This is a genomic window from Sphingobium sp. B7D2B, assembly GCF_025961895.1.
Classification (GTDB): Bacteria; Pseudomonadota; Alphaproteobacteria; order Sphingomonadales; family Sphingomonadaceae; genus Sphingobium.
Genome location: NZ_JAOQOM010000001.1, coordinates 2,036,494 through 2,052,724 on the forward strand (window position 1 = coordinate 2,036,494; position 16,231 = coordinate 2,052,724).

Consider the following 16,231-nt stretch of genomic DNA (forward strand, 5'->3'; position numbering starts at 1 on the left):
GCAAAGACCCGCGCAATGTGAGGCTGCACTGAGCCGCACAGGTGAGGAGAAGATGTGATGAACAGGAAGTCCAGAATCCGCCCATTGCTATGCGCCGGTTCGGTTATGGTGATGGCCATCGCGGCGACGACGCCCGCTTTCGCCCAGCAAGATGCCGCCCCGCAGGCCGACAGCACCCCCGATATCATTGTTACTGCACAATTTCGGTCCCAGCGCCTGCAGGATACGCCTTTGGCGATCACGGCGGTGGATGCGGCGCTGCTCGAGGCGCGCAATCAGGATGACATCGCTGCGGTCGCCCGGCAGGCGCCCAGCGTGACCCTCACCCCCATGGGTGGCGCGTTCGGCGACTCCATGGGCGCCTCCATCCGCGGCATCGGGCAGTTCGATTTCAACCCGGCTTATGAGCCGGGCGTCGGGCTTTATGTTGATGATGTCTATTATCCGACCCTCACCGGTGCCAATTTCGACCTGCTCGATCTGGAGCGCGTGGAGGTGTTGCGCGGCCCGCAGGGAACGCTCACGGGTCGCAACTCGATTGGGGGCGCGATCAAACTGTTCTCGAAGAAGCCGGAGGCCGATCCGAGCGGTTTTGCCGAAGTGAGCTACGGCTCGCGCAACCGCGTGGAAGTTCGGGCGGGGGCGAATTTCCCGATTACGGATATGCTCTTCGCCCGCGTTTCCGGCGTCCATAAGAGCCAGCGGGGGTATGTCCAGCAGATCGATTATGGCTGCGCCAACCCCGGCAACCCCGAGGGCATCCTGCCGGCCGTGCCGACCAACACCGACTGCGTGGTCGAGGATCTGGGCGGCATCAATTATTCAGGCGTACGCGGCGCGCTGCGTTATGCCGGCGAGAAGCTCGATATCCAGATCATCGGCGACTATCAGTATTCCGATCGCCCGAGCGCTGCGGAAGTGCCGATCGTCGCGCAGGGCGATGCCTCGAACTTCCTGTGCGGACCGTGGTGCACCTATGCAAGCTGGGGGCTGCCGGCGGGCGGTCAGGCCGGCAACTGGAATACGGGCAATCGCAACAAGTTCCGTGGCTGGGGCGTGTCTGGTCATATCGATTGGGACGTGACCGACAATCTCCAGGTCCAGTCGATCACGGCCTACCGCTCCTACAATAACCGCTGGGGCACGGACGATGATTTCACGCCGACGCTGACGCGGGCTGCCGGCGGCTTCAACGATCTCGATTTCTGGTTCGTGAGCCAGGAACTGCGGGTCAACGCCAAGCTTGGCGACATGGCCGATTTGACCGTGGGCGGATACTATTCCGACCAGCGTAGCACCTACTTCACCATTCAGGATATTCGCTACATCATCCCCGGCGTTCCGCTCCAGTTCCTCGGCAACGATCCGATCAATGCGGATAGCAAGGCTGTGTTCGGCACTGCGATCGTCCGTCCGGTTGATGGCATGACGATCACGGGCGGTATCCGCTACACTGAGGAGCATAAGGACTACACGTTCATCCGGCGGAACCTCGACAATACCGCGCCGCTCTTCCCCGATCCGTTCGGCCTCTCGGCTCTCAACAATCTGAAGGCCGTGTATGACGGCAGCCGGGTCGACTGGCGCTTGTCCGTCGATTACCGCTTCTCGCCGGAAGTGTTGCTCTATGGAACCGTGGGCACGGGCTTCAAGGGTGGCGGCGTCACCGCGCGCCCGTTCCTGCCGACGCACGCGACCCAAGGCACGTTCGGGCCGGAGACCGTCACAGCCTACGAGATCGGCCTCAAGACGGACTTGCTGGACCGTCGCCTGCGGGTGAACCTCGCGGGCTTCTATAACGACTATAAGGCGATCCAGCTGCCCCTCTCCGACTGTTCGGCTTATGGTGGCGGGCCCTGCGCGGTCATCGCCAATGCCGGCGACGGCAAGATGTGGGGCTTTGAAGCCGAGGTTTCGGCAACCCCGGTCGACAATCTGATGATCGACGCGTCGCTGAGCCTGATCGGTTCGGAGTACAAGTCGATCTCGCCCGCCGTCGGCAGCACGATCACCGCCGGCAGCCCCATCGTTTCGCCCGAAACACAGTGGAGCGCAGGCATTCAATATGAGATCGACATGGGCGGGTCCGGCTCGATTACACCGAGGCTGGACGTCGCCTATCGCGGCCGGCAGTTGGCCAGCAGAACGCTGAACGCGGTCAATCCGGACTTCGAATATTTTCCGTCCTACGTGCTCGGCAGCACCCGGCTGACCTGGCGCAATCAGGATCGCGACCTCGCCGTGTCGTTCGAAGTGACCAACCTCTTCGACGAATATTACTACACGTCGCGGTTTGACGCCGTCTACGGCTTCGCGGGCACGGCCTATGCCAATGTCGGCGCGCCGCGCGAATGGCGCGTGTCGATCAAGAAGGACTTCTGAGGCCCTAGGGCGAGATAAACTTGAGGAGGGCGGCCGCGTGGTCGCCCTCATTTCCTTTGACCGCCCCATGATCCCACAATAGCAATAGTCGCAAGAGCGAGAGGCCGCACAGGCCCGCAAGGAGAGGTGAGCGCATGAAGCTAGTTTTGCCGCCCGGAATGTCACCGCAACGCTTCGATGCCGCCGTCAAGGCGTTGCAGGCTGCGGTCGGTGCGGGCTGGGTGATGACCAGCGATGAAGATCGCGACGCCTATGCAGATATCTATGCGCCGGGCCCCGAGACGCTCTGGAGCGCATCGGGCGCGGTGGCCCCGAGCACGGTCGAGGAAGTGCAGGCGGTCGTGCGCATCGCCAATGAGCACAAGCTGCCCCTCTGGACGGTCGCGCGCGGCAAGAACCTTGGTTATGGCACGGCGGCGCCGCGGATGCCGGGCTGTATGGTGTTGGATCTCGGGCGGATGAACCGCATTCTCGAGGTCGATCCGGAGCTGGGCTATTGCGTCATCGAGCCGGGCGTCGGCTTCATCGATCTCTATGAGCATATCCAGCGCGAGAAGCTGCCGCTGATGATGTCCGTGCCCGGCAATGGCTGGGGCTCGGTGCTTGGCAACGCACTCGATCACGGCATCGGCTACACGCCTTATGGCGTCCACGCCAGCAACCTGTGCGGCATGGAAGTCGTGCTCGCCAATGGCGATGTGGTGCGCACGGGCCTTGGTGCCATGGAGAACAACAAGGCCGCGCATCTTTTCCCGTTCAGCTATGGCCCGAGCTGGGACCAGATGTTCACCCAGTCCAACCTGGGCGTCGTGACCAAGGCCGGCATGTGGCTGATGCCGGAGCCGGAAACCTCGGTGGAGCTGAACCTTGAAATCCCACAGGCGGAAGACATCGCCTGGGTGATCGACACGCTCACGCCCCTGCGGCTGAACCGGATCATCGATCAGTCGATCTTCATCCCGAGTTGGCTCGGCAAGATGACGATCCTTGGGCAACGCAAGGACTTCTGGGACAAGCCCGGCGCCATTCCTGACTGGCGCGTGCAGGAGCTGCTCAAGGAGCACAAGCTCAGCTACTGGAACATGCAGTTGCGCCTCTATGGCGAGGAATCGGTGACGAAGGCGAAGGCGGCTGTCGTGAAGGCCGCCTTCGCGCCGCACCTCAAGACGCCGATCGGCGAGCGTTGGTGGCGCAAGGGCGATGCGACCAATGTGATGGACCTGACGCTCGGCGTACCATCGGCCGTTCCGCTGCAGATGGGCGATTGGGTTGGCGGGCGCAGTGCCCATATGGGTTTCTCGCCGGTCGTCCCGGCCACCGGCAAGCATGTGCTCGACCAGATGCGCCGCAGCCGCAAGATCATCAACGATCATGATGTGGATTTCTACGCCAGCTTCACCATCGGCGGGCGGTTCTGCAACAATGTGAACATGCTGATGTACGATCGCGACAACGACAAGCAGGTCGAGACGATCAAGACGCTGTTCAACGCGCTGATCGCCGACGCTGCCGCCCATGGCTATGCCGAATATCGCACCCACCTCGGCTGGATGGACGCGATCTCCGATACCTTCGGGTTCAACAACCACGCCATGCGGCGGATGACCGAGCAGGTGAAGAACACGCTCGACCCGAACGGCATTCTCTCTCCCGGCAAGAACGGCATCTGGCCCAGCGCCTATGCCGACCAGCGTGGAAAGGCTCTGGCATGAGGATAGGGCAGGTCACGAGCCTGATGACGCTGATGGCGGTCGGCGTGCTGATGACGACCTATGATCTGGGGACAAGGGACGCGCGGGCTGCCCAGCCCGGCGGCGCTCCGGCAGGTGGCCCGCCGCCACCCTCCGCTTACGGCATGCGGGCGCAGATGGCGCCAGGTGACCGGCAGCATAATGCCAATAGCGGTGAAGCCCTGTTCTCCAATCGGTGCGGCGCCTGCCATTTCGACTGGGGGATGGGCACCAATCTGATCACCAAGCAGCAGGTGATGATGGGCAACCCGCCCGCCATGGGGCTGATCGCCAACCGGGACGATTTGACCGCTGACTATGTCAAAGCGGTCGTGCGCATGGGCAAGGGCGCGATGCCGCGCCAGACGCGCGTGGACATCACCGATTCCGAACTGGAAGCCGTGGCGGCCTATCTGGGGAAGGGTAAATGAGCGGCGTCTCCCGGCGGCAATTGCTGGGCAGCGCGGCGGTTGCAGGGGCTGTCGGCTTATTCGGCGCCCGGGCCGTCGCTGGGCCGGAGAAGGCAGCCCGCATCGTCGTCTATGACAGCCGCAGAGCCGCAAGCCGGTCCTTCGCCGGGCAGTTCTTCGGCGTGCAGCAGATCGATCTTGCCGGAGAGCACAGCCGCAACTGGGCCGGCGTCCGCGCGATCCGTCGCAGCGGCGCGATGTCTGGTCCGGTGGCGGGTCTGACCGGGTGGAACGACTATGTCGCCGCCCGGACCTGGCTTGAGGACCGCGGCCTGCGTCTGCGCTCGGAACGGCGCGACACGGCACACGACCTCATCGTCTGGACGATGGCCTGAAATTGATCGAGAGGAGAGGGCAGCGGCCCGCGTTACGATGAGCAGCAGCAACGACGTCACTTTGTACCATTGGGAGCCCAACGCCAATTCGGGCAAACCCATGCTCACCCTCATCGAGAAAGGTGTGGCGTTCAATAGCCATTATCTCGACCTGCTCTCGTTCGATCAGCACAAGCCGGACTATCTGGCGATCAACCCGATGGGGACGATCCCGGCGATGACCCATGGCGGCCGGCTGCTCAATGAATCGACAGCCATGATGGAATATGTGGAGGAGGCCTTTCCCGGCCCCTCGATGATGCCTGAAGACCCGGTCGATCGCTGGCGTGTGCGCTGGTGGATGAAATATCTCGACCAGTGGCTTTGCCCGTCGTTCAGCATGATCGGCTGGAGCATCTTCATCGGCCCGCAAGTCCGGGCGCGCGACCCGGAAGAACTCAAGGCAGCGATCGACCGCATTCCCTTGCCGGAGCGCCGCACTGCCTGGCGCAAGGCGATCTACGGCTTGTTCAGCGAGGCGGAACTGGCAGAGTCGACGCGGCGGGTGAAGCTGGGCATCACCAAGCTGGAGGAGGCGCTGGGGCAGCGCGAGTATCTCGGCTCGGATCAATACTCGCTGGCGGATATCAATTGCTTCAATTCGGCTTACGGGCTCCCCTCCATGCAGCCCGATGACGTGAACGACGCAAAAACCCCCAACATCATGCGCTGGCTGCGCGCCATTGCGCGGCGCCCTGCGGTGCGGGAGACCTGGGCCTATAGCCGCGTGCCCCGTTTTGCCGAGCGCATCATTCCCTTGATCGAGGAGGCAGCGTGATGGCGATGACCCTGTATCATGGCGAGCCGACCGGCCCCTCGCTCACGGTGCTCGCCGCGCTGTTCGAGAGCGGTCTGAACGCGGAGCTTCGCCCTATCGACCTCGGCATGGCCGAGCGCCATGGCGGGACTGTGCCGCGCGCTTTCGAGGTGGATTACAGCGTCGAAGGGGAAGGTCCCGTGCTCGTCGTCGACGGGCACGCGCTGTGCGATAGCGTGTTCATCGCCTGCTATCTGGATGACGCCGCGCCCGGTTGTGGCCTGCGCCCCACTGATCCCTATGCCCGGTGGGAAATGATGGCCTGGTGTCGCTGGATGATCGAGCGCGTCGCGCCCGGCGCGGCGGCCCTGGCCAACTTGGCGTGGACGACACCGCGCTTGGCTGCGCTCGATGACGCGCGCTTCGATGCGCTGATCGCCCCCATTGCCTCGCAGGATCTGGCCGAGCGTTGGCGCGAGACGCGCAGCGGCCAGCTCTCGGCCGAGCATCGTGCTGCCAGCGAGGCGCGGGTCCGGGAGGCCACGCAGAAGATCGAGGGTCGCCTTGAGGCGCGCGACTGGCTCATGGGCAGCTTCTCCATCGCCGATCTGGAAAGCTACGCCTGGGTGGCGCCGATGCGTGATCTGCTTTCCGATGCCTTCACCGACAAGCCGCGCCTTGCGGCGTGGCTTGCGCGCGTAGAGGCGCGGCCCAGCGTGCAGCGGGCGCTCGCGCAGGCACGCAGCCCGCAGCCGGCTCACGCCTTTGCGCCCGGCCCGGAAATCAATCGCTGGGGCTAGGGCGGAACGTCCACCGCGCTCTCTCGTTGGATGATCGGCGGCGCCTGTCGCGCCGCTGTATCATCGGAGAGGAGCAGCATGAGCACCCAAGCTCGCGACCTGACCAGCTTGCTGACCGTCTGTCTGGAAGACCTGTATGCGGGACGGGTTCTCGCCGCCGAGGCTTTGCCCTCAATCGCTGCTGCCGTCGGCCTGCCGGTTTCCCAGCTTGTCGATGCCTTGGCGCGCAGCTGGGGGGATCAGGCGCGTGCGATCAACGCGCTCGAGCCGATCGACGATCCCGCTGAGAACCTCTGGATGGGCGGCATCGTCAAGGATGCCCACCGCGATACCGAGACGATCCCGCAGGGGGCGTTACGCGACATCGCCATTATTGGCGCCGTGCGAAAAGCCGTGGCGGCCGATGCCGTCTCCCTGGAGACCGCCATCGCCGTTGCGAACAGGCTATCCCATGATCGTGCGCAGGAGGCTCTGACCGCGATGCGCACGCATGCCCACGCTAGCGATGAGCAATTCCGCACGCTGCTGCTCGATGTGACGCGAGCCGCCGGCTGACCGTTCCTTTCATCTGACCAGCTAGCAGAGGCTAAAGACGCCGATGGCGCGGGCCTAGGCGGGAGGCGATTTGCCGGTCTTGCTATCGATGAGCACCGCCTGCTGCCATCGCCCGGGGGCCTTGTCCGTCCGGTGAATGCACCCGGCCCAACAGCAGGGCCGCTTCTTGCCCTCGCGCAGTTCCTCGCAGGTTCGCTGGATCCGTCTTTCGCGGGTCTTCGCCTGTTTAGCGTCCTCCACCCAGCAGATGAATTCGTTCCGGCCGAGCGGAGTCAGCTTCTCCCAGAGAGCGAGCAGGTCGGCATCTGCGGTCAGCGCGTGCCGAAGATCGTCTGCGGCCCGATGGACGGTGCCATGCGGAAATGCGTCTGCCGTCTTGCCTACCAAATTACCCATGGACGCATGGTGCCCGCGATGACCGGACAATTCAATGGGAAGGACGGGAAGCGCTGGCTGCGTGGGGCGGACGCGCATTTGCGCTAGCCCGGCGCGACCTCGCAATGCGTAGTTTGACGTATTCCCTCCGAGCCCCTCGCAGCGCTCAATCATGGCACTTTCCGGCCGGTTTCGGAGTGCCTTATGACCCAGACTTCCCCCTCACGCCGCCAGTTTCTCGCTGCCGTCGGCAATCTGGCCAGCGCGGCCTGGGTGACCTTGAACTGGCCACAGATCGCATCCGCCGCAGAGCATGTCGGGCATGGTCATGGCAGCGCAGGAGCGGGCGAGGGGCATACGAGCTTTACGACGCTGAGCCCTGCGGAAGCGGCCAATGTTGATGCGATCGCCAACCAGATCGTGCCGGGCGGCGCCATGCCGGGCGCGCGCGATGCGCATATCGTCTACTTCATCGACAATGCGATGGGCAGTTTCTTTGCTGAGCAATGGCCGTCCTTCAAGGCCGGTCTGACCGAGTTCAACGCTGGCTATGCCGCAAAATATGGAACGCAGGCGCCATTCTCCGCCGCGCCGGACGCCCAGCAGATCGCCTGGCTCAAGGAGGTCGATAAGACGCCCTTCTTCCTGGCGGTGCGGCGGCTGACGGTCCTCGGCCTCATCGCCATGCCCAAATATGGCGGCAATTTTGAGGGGGTTGGTACCAAGCTGATCGGCGTGATCGACAGCCATTATTGGGAGCCGCCCTTCGGCTATTACGACAAGGATTATCCGGGGTTCGAGCCCTATCCCGGCACCAAGCCCTACATGGCCTGACGGAGGCGCCCCATGGATCGCAAGACATACAAGACCAGCGAAACAGTCGATTTCATTGTCGTCGGCTCGGGCGCTTCGGGCGGCATCATGGCGCGGGAACTGGCGCGCGCCGGCAACAGCGTCGTGGTGATGGAGCAGGGGCCTCGGCTGGAGGCCTACGAGTTCGAGCATGACGAACTGAAGTACCGGCACCTGTCCGGCATCACCAACAGCCCGACGGCCAATCCGCAAACCTTCCGCAGCGACCCGAGCAAGCCGGCGCAGCGCATGGATCGTAATGCGCTGACCTATGCGCGCGTCGTCGGTGGCAGCAGCGCGCATTTCAACGCCAATTTCTGGCGACTGCACGAGATCGATTTTATCGAAGGCAGCCGGTGGGGCTCAATTCCCGGCGCCGATCTGGTCGACTGGCCGATCACCTATGCCGAACTGGAACCCTATTACACGATGGTGGAATGGGAAGTCGGCGTGTCCGGCCTGGCCGGTGCCAGCCCGTTCGACCCGCCGCGCAGCAAGCCTTATCCGATGCCGCCGCTGCCGGTGAAATCTTCCGGCGTGCTGTTCGAGCGCGGCGCCCGCAAGCTCGGCCTGCATCCCTTCCCGGCGCCGCTGGCGATCAATTCGGTAATCTACAAGGATCGTCCGCCTTGCGCGCAATGCGGCCTGTGCGGCGGCTTTGGCTGTGAGGTGATGGCCAAGTCCTCCTCGGTCTGGACGGTGATCCCCGAGGCCGAGGCGACAGGTAATTGCGAGATCCGCTCGGAAAGCTACGTGTTCCGCATCGGCATGAACGATGCCGGGCGCGCGACCGGTGTCCATTATTTCGACAAGGATCGCAAGGAGCAGTTCCAGAATGCCAGAGCCGTCGTGGTCTGCGCCAATGGTGCGGAGACGCCGCGGCTGCTGCTCAACTCCGCGACCAATGCCTTCCCGGATGGGCTGGCCAATTCCAGCGGCAAGGTCGGGCGCTATCTGATGTGCAACAAGGGCGGCGGGGCGATGGCCCGGTTCGAGCAGCCGCTCAACGAATATAAGGGCGCGAACGTCACCCGCATCTTGCACGATTTCTATGACGCCGACGAGAAGCGCGGTTTCTACGGTGGCGGCGGGTTCGACGCGCGCTCGGGCGGGCCACTTACCTGGGGGCAGAGCGTTCCCAAGGGCACGCCGACATGGGGGCCGGAGTTCAAGGAATATCTGGAATCCTACACCTATTGGATGAACTGCTCGGGCCACGGCACGTCGCTGGCGCAGGAGACCAACCGCGTCGACATCGATCCCGAACTCAAGGACGAGTGGGGCATTCCGGCCATCCGGGTGACCTACAAGGATCACCCCGACGATACCAAGCATGCGAACTGGCAGGCCGATCGGGCGGTGGAGATCATGGATGCCGCCGGCGCGACGCAGGTCGTCCGCAGTGAAGTGGGCGAAGGGCGCGGCGGCGTGCATCTGCTCGGCACCTGCCGCATGGGAAACAACCCGGAGACGTCGGTCATCGACAAATATCACCGGACCCATGACGTGCGGAACCTGTTCCTGTGCGATGGATCGAGCATGGTAACGTCCGGGCGCGGTCAGCCCACGCAGACGATCGAGGCCCTCGCCTTCCGCGCGGCCGAACATATCGCCCGGTTCGCGCGGACCAATCAAATCTGATCGCAGCCACAGGGGCCATCTGACACCAATCAGACGGCCCTTGGGCTGGCCTATTAGATGCGTTCGCCCGGCATGAATGGCGGCGATGACGGTTATCGCAACGCTCCCGCAATCACCCCATCGACTCTCATCATGACTTTGTCCTAAACCTGTCGTCGAGATCGATGATTTGGGTCATGCGCGTTCCTTCGCCGCCAAGAAGCGTCGGAGCGCGCTGGGCAGATGATATGCCCGGCACGCTGAGCCGGGTTCACAGAGGAGCTGGATGAATGAACCAGATGAGCAACGTGAAGCTCGAGCAATTCCCCTATTCGGAAGCGGCCAAGAAGGCGCTCGCCCGCAAGCCGCAGCTGTTCATTGACGGGCAGTGGGTGGATTCCACCGGCGGCGAGACGCTGGGCGTGATCGATCCCAGCTCCGGCAAGGAAATCAGCCGGTTTGTCGATGCGAGTGATGCCGACGTCGATCGCGCCGTGGCAGCCGCGCGCCGCGCTTTCGACGATGGCCGCTGGTCCGACCTGCCGCCCATCGTTCGCGAGACGATGATGCGTAAGCTCGCCGATATCCTGGGCGCCCATGCCGATGAACTGGCCGAGCTGGAAGCCATCGACAATGGCAAGCCAAAGGGCATGGCCGGTGCCATCGACGTGCCCGGCGCCATCGGCATGATGCATTATATGGCAGGCTGGGCAACCAAGCTGGGCGGCGAGATGATCGAGCCCATGTCGGCACCGCGGGGTGCCTTCCACAGCTATGTCCGCCGCGAGCCGATTGGCGTCGCCGCGCAGATCGTGCCGTGGAACTTCCCGCTGCTGATGGCGGTGCTGAAGATCAGCCCGGCGCTGGCCGCTGGTTGCACGGTGGTGCTCAAGCCGGCCGAGCAGACCTCGCTCACCGCGCTGCGGCTGGCCGACTTCATCGCCGAGGCAGGCATTCCGGCGGGCGTGGTGAACATCATCACCGGCAATGGTCACACCGCTGGCGATCGGCTCGTGCGGCACCCCGATGTCGACAAGGTGGCCTTCACCGGCTCGACCGAAGTGGGCAAGATCATCAATCGCACCGCGACGGACAGCCTCAAGCGCGTCACGCTGGAGCTGGGCGGCAAGTCGCCGGTGATCGTGCTGCCAGATGTCGATCCCAAGGTCGTCGGCCCCGGCACCGCGCAGGCGATTTTCTTCAATTCCGGACAGGTCTGCGTGGCCGGCTCCCGGCTCTATGCGCACAAGAGCGTGTTCGACAGCGTGCTGGAGAACTTCGTGGAAGCCTCCGCATTCTGGCAGCCGCGCGCCAGTCTCGATCCCGATGCGCATATGGGGCCGCTGGTCAGCGACGAGCAGATGCAACGGGTGATGGGCTATATCGAGGACGGCAAGAAGGCGGGCGCCTCTGTCGCCGTCGGCGGTGATGCGCCGGCGAGCGAGGGCGGCTATTATGTCAACCCGACCGTGCTGGTGGACGTGAAGCCGGACATGCGCGTGGTGCGCGAGGAGATCTTCGGCCCCGTCGTCGTGGCCCAGCGCTTCGATGATCTGGATGAAGTCGCGCGGCAGGCGAACGATACGAGCTTCGGCCTTGCGGCGGGCATCTGGACCAAGGATCTCTCGGCCATGCACAAGCTGGCCGCGAAGCTGAAGGCCGGCACGATCTGGGGCAATTGCCACTCGATGATCGACCCCGCGCTGCCGTTCGGCGGATACAAGGAAAGCGGCCTTGGCCGCGAGCAGGGCCGTCAGGGCGTTGAGGCCTATACCGAGTTGAAGTCGGTCATCATCGCCCTCTAACTCACAAATGAGCGCCCCCTCCTCAGCCTGGGAGGGGGCGAGATCGGTCGAGGGACATGGCGGACCCGGACGACATCCGGAACTTTCTGCGCGTCGATGCGCGGATCACGACGTCCGGGCGACTTCAGTCGGGCGATCCTGCGCGCCTTGCCGAGATTGGCGTGCGCCATGTCATTAATCTCGCGCTGGACAGTCACCCGGAGGCCCTGCCGAATGAAGCCGCGGAGATGGCCGGGGCAGGGCTGCGTTACACGCATATCCCCATCCCGTTCGATGCGCCGACCGAGCAGCATTATCAGGCGTTCGTCGCGGCGCTGGAGGCCGATGACGCGCCGGTGCATATCCACTGCATCATGAACTGGCGCGTTTCGGCCTTCGTCTATCGCTACCGCCGGGATGTGCTGGGCGTCGCCGAGGAACAAGCGCGGGCGCTGATGACGCAGATATGGGATCCTGCCGACGCGGCGAAGGCCGGGAGCAGCCCAGACCTTGGGCCGTGGACCGAGATCATCGCGCCGCGCTAGACGGTGCGCAGGGAGAGGAGAGAGGCCATGACAGACTTTGCGGGGCGGCATGTGATCGTCACGGGCGCATCCAGCGGCATAGGACTGGCGACGGCGCGGATGCTCGCCGCCCGTGGCGCGAGGGTTTCCATGCTCGCGCGACGCAAAGAGGCGCTGGCCGATCAGGCCCGGGCCATTGGCGATCATGCCGCTGCCTTCGCCGCCGATGTCGGTGACAAAGCCGCGCTTGAAGCCGCGCTGGCAGAGGCCGTGGGGCGTTTCGGGCCGGCTTATGGGTTGTTCGCCAATGCCGGTCTGGCGGGCAATTTCGCGCCGGCGCTGGCCTATTCGCCCGAGCTGTTCGACGAGGTGATCCGTGTCAATCTGACCAGCGTCTTCTGGGCGATCCAGGCGCTCGCGCCGGGAATGGTGGAAGCGGGCGAGGGCAGCATCCTCGTCACCGGATCGATGGCCAGCAAGCGCGGCATGGCGATGAACCCGGCTTATGTCGCGTCCAAACATGGCGTACTTGGGCTCTCGCGCGCCATCGCCGTCGAACTGGCGCCGCAGGGTGTGCGGTGCAACTGCATCGTCCCCGGCTTCATCGAAACGCCGGCCTTTGACCTGATCCCGCCCGAGCAAGCCGCGCGCATCAATCAGCGCGTGCCCCAGCGCCGGATGGGCAGCGCCGATGAACTGGCGGAGGTCGCCTGCTTCCTCCTTTCACCGGCTGCCAGTCATGTGACGGCGCAGAACTGGGCAGTCGATGGCGGCGTGCTCGATACGCTCGAAGTTTAAGGAACCCTCAGGATGACGCTCAAATATTACCACGCCGAGCCGCTGGCCAATTCGCTCAAGTCGATGATCCCCTTGAAGGAGAAGGGGTTGGCTTATGAATCGATCTATGTCGATCTCCACAAGTTCGAGCAGCATTCGGACTGGTTCAAGGCGATCAACCCGGAAGGGCAGGTGCCGGTGCTGGTCCATAATGGCGCCGTGATCACCCACACGACCGTCATCAACGAGTATCTGGAAGACGTCTTTCCCGAAGTCCCGCTGATGCCCTACGATCCGCTCGGCAAGACCAAGGTGCGCTATTGGAACAAGTTTGTGGACGAGCATGTCATGAACTATGTCTCCATGCATGGCTGGCACCGGCTCGTCGGCGTGATCGCGCGCAACATCGAGAATGGCGAGTTCGAGAAGCTGCTCGAGCATATTCCGCTCCCCGATCAGCGCAAGAAATGGGCGACCGCGCGCTCTGGCTTTTCCGAGACGGACCTCGCCAACGCGACCGATAAGATCATCTATGCACTGCGCAAGATCGAGGCCCAGCTTGGTGAGACGCCCTGGCTGGCCGGCGAGATGTACACGACGGCGGACATCAATTTCTTCAGCCATTGCGGCGCGATGGTGGAGCGGATGTTCCCGGAGCTGGATGTTACGACCAACTACCCGCGGATCGTCGATTGGCGCGAGCGGGTGAGGGCGCGCCCGGCCGTCGCCGAGGCGCTGGCCAGCGAAGACCGCACCGCGCCGGGCCTGCGGACCTGGTCTGGCGACCGCTAGGCGCTGTAGCCGGCGACACAGTGAATTGAGATGAGTGAAGGAGTTTGACGATGCGTGCATGGCAACTGGCGGCGGGGGCCACCTCGATCGACGATCTTCATCTGGTCGAGCGCGATCAGCCCGCGCCCGGCCCCGGCCAGGTGGCGATCCGGGTTCATGCCTGTTCGCTCAACTATCGCGATCAGGCGGTGGTGCTCGGGCGCTATCTCGGCGGTCCGGTGCCCAACCCCACCATTCCCTTGTCTGACGGGGCGGGCGAAGTCATTGCCGTGGGTGCGGGTGTGACGCAGTTCAAGCCGGGCGACCGGGTGGCCGGCACCTTCTTCCAGAGCTGGGACGATGGCCCGCCCAATCCGGCTGCGGGCCTTGCGCTCGGCGCGGCCGGCGCTGACGGGATGCTCGCCGAAGTGGTCGTTCTGCCGGAGCAGGGCGTGGTCCCCATCGCCAAGTCGCTCAGCTATGCCGAGGCGGCTTGCCTACCCTGCGCCGGTGTGACGGCCTGGAATGCGCTGTTTGAAGGCCCACGGCCGGTCAAACCCGGCGAACGCGTGCTGCTGCTTGGCACCGGCGGGGTGTCGATCCTCGCCCTGCAGCTCGCCAAGGCGGCCGGCTGTGAGGTCATCATCACCTCCTCCAGCGACGCCAAGCTGGAGCGCGCCAAGGCGCTGGGGGCCGATCATCTCATCAACTATCGCGAGATCGAGGACTGGGGTCAGCATGTCTCCACCACGTTGGGCGGCGTCGACAAGGTTGTCGAGGTCGGCGGTGCCGGCACGGTGCAGCAAAGCATGGCCGCACTGCGCCACAATGGCGAAGTTGCACTGATCGGCGTGCTCAATCCCGTTGGCGGGCCTAACCCATCAGGCCTGATGTTCGTCGGCGGCACGCTGCGGGGTATTTTCGTCGGCTCGCGCGGCATGGCGCGACGACTGGCTGCGGCAATTGACGTCAACGGCATCAAGCCGGTCATCGGCGCCCGTTATACGTTCGAGGATGCCAAGGCGGCCTTTGCGCATGGCAGCGGTTCGGAACATTTCAGCAAGGTGGTGATCGACGTTCGCTGAGATCGCGTGGCCCGCTTCATGTTCATACCCGGGGCCTGGCATAGCGGGTCGTGCTTCGACCGCCTGCGCGCGCCCCTGGAGCGGGCCGGGCACGGCATGATCGCGCCGGACCTGCCGGGTGCCGGTGGCGACGCGCGCGCCATGGCGCAGGTCTCGTTGGAGGGCTGGGCGCAGTTTATCGTTGGGGAGGCCCGCCGCCAGGCTGAGCCGGTGATCCTGTGCGCCCATAGCCGCGGCGGCGTCATCGCCAGCCAGGCCGCCGAGCTGGCGCCGGAGGCGTTCGCGGCGCTGGTCTATATCAGCGGCGCGCTCATCCCCGATGGGCAAAGCCTGTATGACGTGATCGGGCGCTCGATGGAGACGGGCCGTTTCGGCGCCGCGCTCAGCCCGGTCCATGGAGGCCTTGGCTTGCGGTTCGATCCAACGGCTGCGGCGGAATTCTTCTATCAGCTGTGCAGTGCTGAAGACCAGCGGCAGTCGGCCGCGCAGCTTATCGATGAGCCGGTCAGGCCATTCGGCACGGCGCTGGGCCTCACTGCAGATCGCTTTGGCCGGGTGCCGCGCGATTACATCGAATGCGCTCGCGACCGGACCTTTCCATTGGACGTGCAACGCGCGATGCAGGCGGTGCTGCCTTGCCGCAGCGTGACCGCGCTCGAGAGCGACCACAGCCCGTTCATTTCCATGCCGGAAACCCTCGCGGGTGCTCTGGCGACCATCGCAGAACAAGAATGAAGAGGAGAGACGGATGACCAGGAAATTTGGCTTCGGCGGGGACATCGGCACCATCTGCCAGATGGCCTATGTGGTCCGCGACATCCATCAGGCGATCGACTGGTGGATCGAGCGGACGGGCGTCGGGCCCTGGTTCGTCCTGCCGAGCTTCGGGGGGCCGGATCATGTCTATCGCGGCGAGACCTGCAAGAGCAGCAGCGCCATTGCGATGAGCTTTGCCGGCTCGACCAATATCGAGCTGATCCAGCCTTTGGACGACCATCCATCGGTCTACAAGGAGACCATCGATCGCGTGGGCTATGGCTTCCATCACTTCGGTGTCGCGCGCGAGGACATCGAGGACGAGGTGGCGCGCCGGGTTGCCCGCGGGGAAACACTGGTCCAGCGGGCGCCCGTTCCGACCGGTGGCTCTGTGGCGTTCTTCGAGGGCGGGCCGGGGGCGCCGGGCTTCGTCGAACTGATTCCTGCGACGGCTGGCATGGATGCAGGCTTCACCGCCTTCTGGGAGCAGACGCAGGACTGGGATGGTCGGGACCCCGTCCGGCCCTTCCTGTGAGCCGGTTTAGGCCCCGCGCGGCCTCAATCATATTGCGCAGCAACATGGCCACGCATGATACCCCGCGCTGTGGAAATGGCATGA

Annotated in this window: 17 protein-coding genes; 16 read left to right on the plus strand and 1 reads right to left on the minus strand. The window is 64.3% G+C overall.

The genetic code is table 11. The annotated features are described in order from the left end of the window. The first annotated feature begins 57 nt into the window (after positions 1-57). The 7 genes from M2341_RS09320 (at position 58) to M2341_RS09350 (ending at position 7,068) form a co-directional block, all read left to right on the plus strand. On the plus strand, positions 58-2,382 hold the full coding sequence (locus M2341_RS09320; RefSeq protein WP_264585042.1) for a TonB-dependent receptor: 2,325 nt from the start codon (positions 58-60) through the stop codon (positions 2,380-2,382). A 134-nt stretch (positions 2,383-2,516) separates the two neighbouring features. Continuing rightward, positions 2,517-4,094: an FAD-binding oxidoreductase gene (locus tag M2341_RS09325; RefSeq protein WP_264585043.1), complete on the plus strand. Its 1,578-nt coding sequence runs from the start codon at positions 2,517-2,519 to the stop codon at positions 4,092-4,094. Then, positions 4,091-4,543, plus strand: a complete 453-nt coding sequence (locus M2341_RS09330) for a c-type cytochrome (protein ID WP_264570291.1) — start codon at positions 4,091-4,093, stop codon at positions 4,541-4,543. Before M2341_RS09325 ends, M2341_RS09330 begins: the two co-directional genes overlap by 4 nt. After that, positions 4,540-4,917, plus strand: a complete 378-nt coding sequence (locus M2341_RS09335) for a twin-arginine translocation signal domain-containing protein (protein ID WP_264585044.1) — start codon at positions 4,540-4,542, stop codon at positions 4,915-4,917. The genes M2341_RS09330 and M2341_RS09335 overlap by 4 nt, the downstream gene beginning before the upstream one ends. 37 nt (positions 4,918-4,954) lie before the next feature. Then, positions 4,955-5,734: a glutathione S-transferase family protein gene (locus tag M2341_RS09340; protein WP_264578882.1), complete on the plus strand. Its 780-nt coding sequence runs from the start codon at positions 4,955-4,957 to the stop codon at positions 5,732-5,734. Continuing rightward, complete coding sequence (locus M2341_RS09345; RefSeq protein WP_264572824.1) at positions 5,734-6,513, plus strand: glutathione S-transferase family protein; 780 nt, start codon at positions 5,734-5,736, stop codon at positions 6,511-6,513. The genes M2341_RS09340 and M2341_RS09345 overlap by 1 nt, the downstream gene beginning before the upstream one ends. A 78-nt stretch (positions 6,514-6,591) precedes the next feature. Next, positions 6,592-7,068, plus strand: coding sequence for a DUF892 family protein (locus M2341_RS09350; protein WP_264572825.1), 477 nt, complete (start codon positions 6,592-6,594; stop codon positions 7,066-7,068). 54 nt (positions 7,069-7,122) lie between these two features. On the opposite strand, the gene M2341_RS09355 is transcribed toward M2341_RS09350, so the two are convergent. Then, a complete protein-coding gene (locus M2341_RS09355) occupies positions 7,123-7,464 on the minus strand; it encodes a YdeI/OmpD-associated family protein (RefSeq protein WP_264585045.1) in 342 nt (113 codons plus the stop codon). A gap of 183 nt (positions 7,465-7,647) precedes the next feature. On the opposite strand from M2341_RS09355, the gene M2341_RS09360 reads away from it, so the two are divergent. From M2341_RS09360 to M2341_RS09400, 9 genes are all read left to right on the plus strand, one after another. After that, the gene (locus tag M2341_RS09360; protein ID WP_264572827.1) at positions 7,648-8,277 is read left to right on the plus strand and encodes a gluconate 2-dehydrogenase subunit 3 family protein; all 630 of its coding nucleotides are present in this window, start codon (positions 7,648-7,650) and stop codon (positions 8,275-8,277) included. Between the two features lie 12 nt (positions 8,278-8,289). Further along, positions 8,290-9,936, plus strand: a complete 1,647-nt coding sequence (locus tag M2341_RS09365; protein WP_264585046.1) for a GMC family oxidoreductase — start codon at positions 8,290-8,292, stop codon at positions 9,934-9,936. Between the two features lie 269 nt (positions 9,937-10,205). After that, positions 10,206-11,720 (plus strand): aldehyde dehydrogenase family protein, encoded by a 1,515-nt coding sequence (locus M2341_RS09370; RefSeq protein ID WP_181559658.1) that lies wholly within the window; start codon positions 10,206-10,208, stop codon positions 11,718-11,720. Between the two features lie 56 nt (positions 11,721-11,776). Continuing rightward, positions 11,777-12,244, plus strand: a complete 468-nt coding sequence (locus tag M2341_RS09375) for a protein tyrosine phosphatase family protein (RefSeq protein WP_264585047.1) — start codon at positions 11,777-11,779, stop codon at positions 12,242-12,244. Positions 12,245-12,271: 27 nt separating this feature from the next. Next, positions 12,272-13,021 carry an SDR family NAD(P)-dependent oxidoreductase gene (locus M2341_RS09380; protein ID WP_264585048.1) on the plus strand — a complete coding sequence of 250 codons (750 nt, stop codon included), beginning with the start codon at positions 12,272-12,274 and terminating at the stop codon, positions 13,019-13,021. A 12-nt stretch (positions 13,022-13,033) separates the two neighbouring features. After that, positions 13,034-13,792, plus strand: a complete 759-nt coding sequence (locus M2341_RS09385; RefSeq protein ID WP_264585049.1) for a glutathione S-transferase family protein — start codon at positions 13,034-13,036, stop codon at positions 13,790-13,792. Between the two features lie 50 nt (positions 13,793-13,842). Beyond that, positions 13,843-14,856, plus strand: a complete 1,014-nt coding sequence (locus M2341_RS09390; protein ID WP_264585050.1) for a zinc-dependent alcohol dehydrogenase family protein — start codon at positions 13,843-13,845, stop codon at positions 14,854-14,856. Positions 14,857-14,874: 18 nt separating this feature from the next. Further along, positions 14,875-15,591, plus strand: a complete 717-nt coding sequence (locus M2341_RS09395) for an alpha/beta fold hydrolase (RefSeq protein ID WP_264585051.1) — start codon at positions 14,875-14,877, stop codon at positions 15,589-15,591. Positions 15,592-15,604: 13 nt separating this feature from the next. Beyond that, positions 15,605-16,147 carry a VOC family protein gene (locus M2341_RS09400; RefSeq protein WP_264585052.1) on the plus strand — a complete coding sequence of 181 codons (543 nt, stop codon included), beginning with the start codon at positions 15,605-15,607 and terminating at the stop codon, positions 16,145-16,147. The last annotated feature ends 84 nt before the right edge of the window (positions 16,148-16,231 follow it).

Excerpts from the sequence above, each read along its gene's own strand:
- M2341_RS09400 (WP_264585052.1), top strand. The coding sequence starts at position 15,605 with ATGACCAGGAAATTTGGCTTCGGCGGGGACATCGGCACCATCTGCCAG.
- M2341_RS09385 (WP_264585049.1), top strand. The coding sequence starts at position 13,034 with ATGACGCTCAAATATTACCACGCCGAGCCGCTGGCCAATTCGCTCAAG.
- M2341_RS09355 (WP_264585045.1), bottom strand. The coding sequence starts at position 7,464 with ATGGGTAATTTGGTAGGCAAGACGGCAGACGCATTTCCGCATGGCACC.
- M2341_RS09380 (WP_264585048.1), top strand. The coding sequence starts at position 12,272 with ATGACAGACTTTGCGGGGCGGCATGTGATCGTCACGGGCGCATCCAGC.
- M2341_RS09360 (WP_264572827.1), top strand. The coding sequence starts at position 7,648 with ATGACCCAGACTTCCCCCTCACGCCGCCAGTTTCTCGCTGCCGTCGGC.
- M2341_RS09390 (WP_264585050.1), top strand. The coding sequence starts at position 13,843 with ATGCGTGCATGGCAACTGGCGGCGGGGGCCACCTCGATCGACGATCTT.
- M2341_RS09395 (WP_264585051.1), top strand. The coding sequence starts at position 14,875 with ATGTTCATACCCGGGGCCTGGCATAGCGGGTCGTGCTTCGACCGCCTG.
- M2341_RS09370 (WP_181559658.1), top strand. The coding sequence starts at position 10,206 with ATGAACCAGATGAGCAACGTGAAGCTCGAGCAATTCCCCTATTCGGAA.
- M2341_RS09320 (WP_264585042.1), top strand. The coding sequence starts at position 58 with ATGAACAGGAAGTCCAGAATCCGCCCATTGCTATGCGCCGGTTCGGTT.
- M2341_RS09350 (WP_264572825.1), top strand. The coding sequence starts at position 6,592 with ATGAGCACCCAAGCTCGCGACCTGACCAGCTTGCTGACCGTCTGTCTG.
- M2341_RS09340 (WP_264578882.1), top strand. The coding sequence starts at position 4,955 with ATGAGCAGCAGCAACGACGTCACTTTGTACCATTGGGAGCCCAACGCC.
- M2341_RS09325 (WP_264585043.1), top strand. The coding sequence starts at position 2,517 with ATGAAGCTAGTTTTGCCGCCCGGAATGTCACCGCAACGCTTCGATGCC.
- M2341_RS09330 (WP_264570291.1), top strand. The coding sequence starts at position 4,091 with ATGAGGATAGGGCAGGTCACGAGCCTGATGACGCTGATGGCGGTCGGC.
- M2341_RS09345 (WP_264572824.1), top strand. The coding sequence starts at position 5,734 with ATGGCGATGACCCTGTATCATGGCGAGCCGACCGGCCCCTCGCTCACG.
- M2341_RS09375 (WP_264585047.1), top strand. The coding sequence starts at position 11,777 with ATGGCGGACCCGGACGACATCCGGAACTTTCTGCGCGTCGATGCGCGG.
- M2341_RS09365 (WP_264585046.1), top strand. The coding sequence starts at position 8,290 with ATGGATCGCAAGACATACAAGACCAGCGAAACAGTCGATTTCATTGTC.
- M2341_RS09335 (WP_264585044.1), top strand. The coding sequence starts at position 4,540 with ATGAGCGGCGTCTCCCGGCGGCAATTGCTGGGCAGCGCGGCGGTTGCA.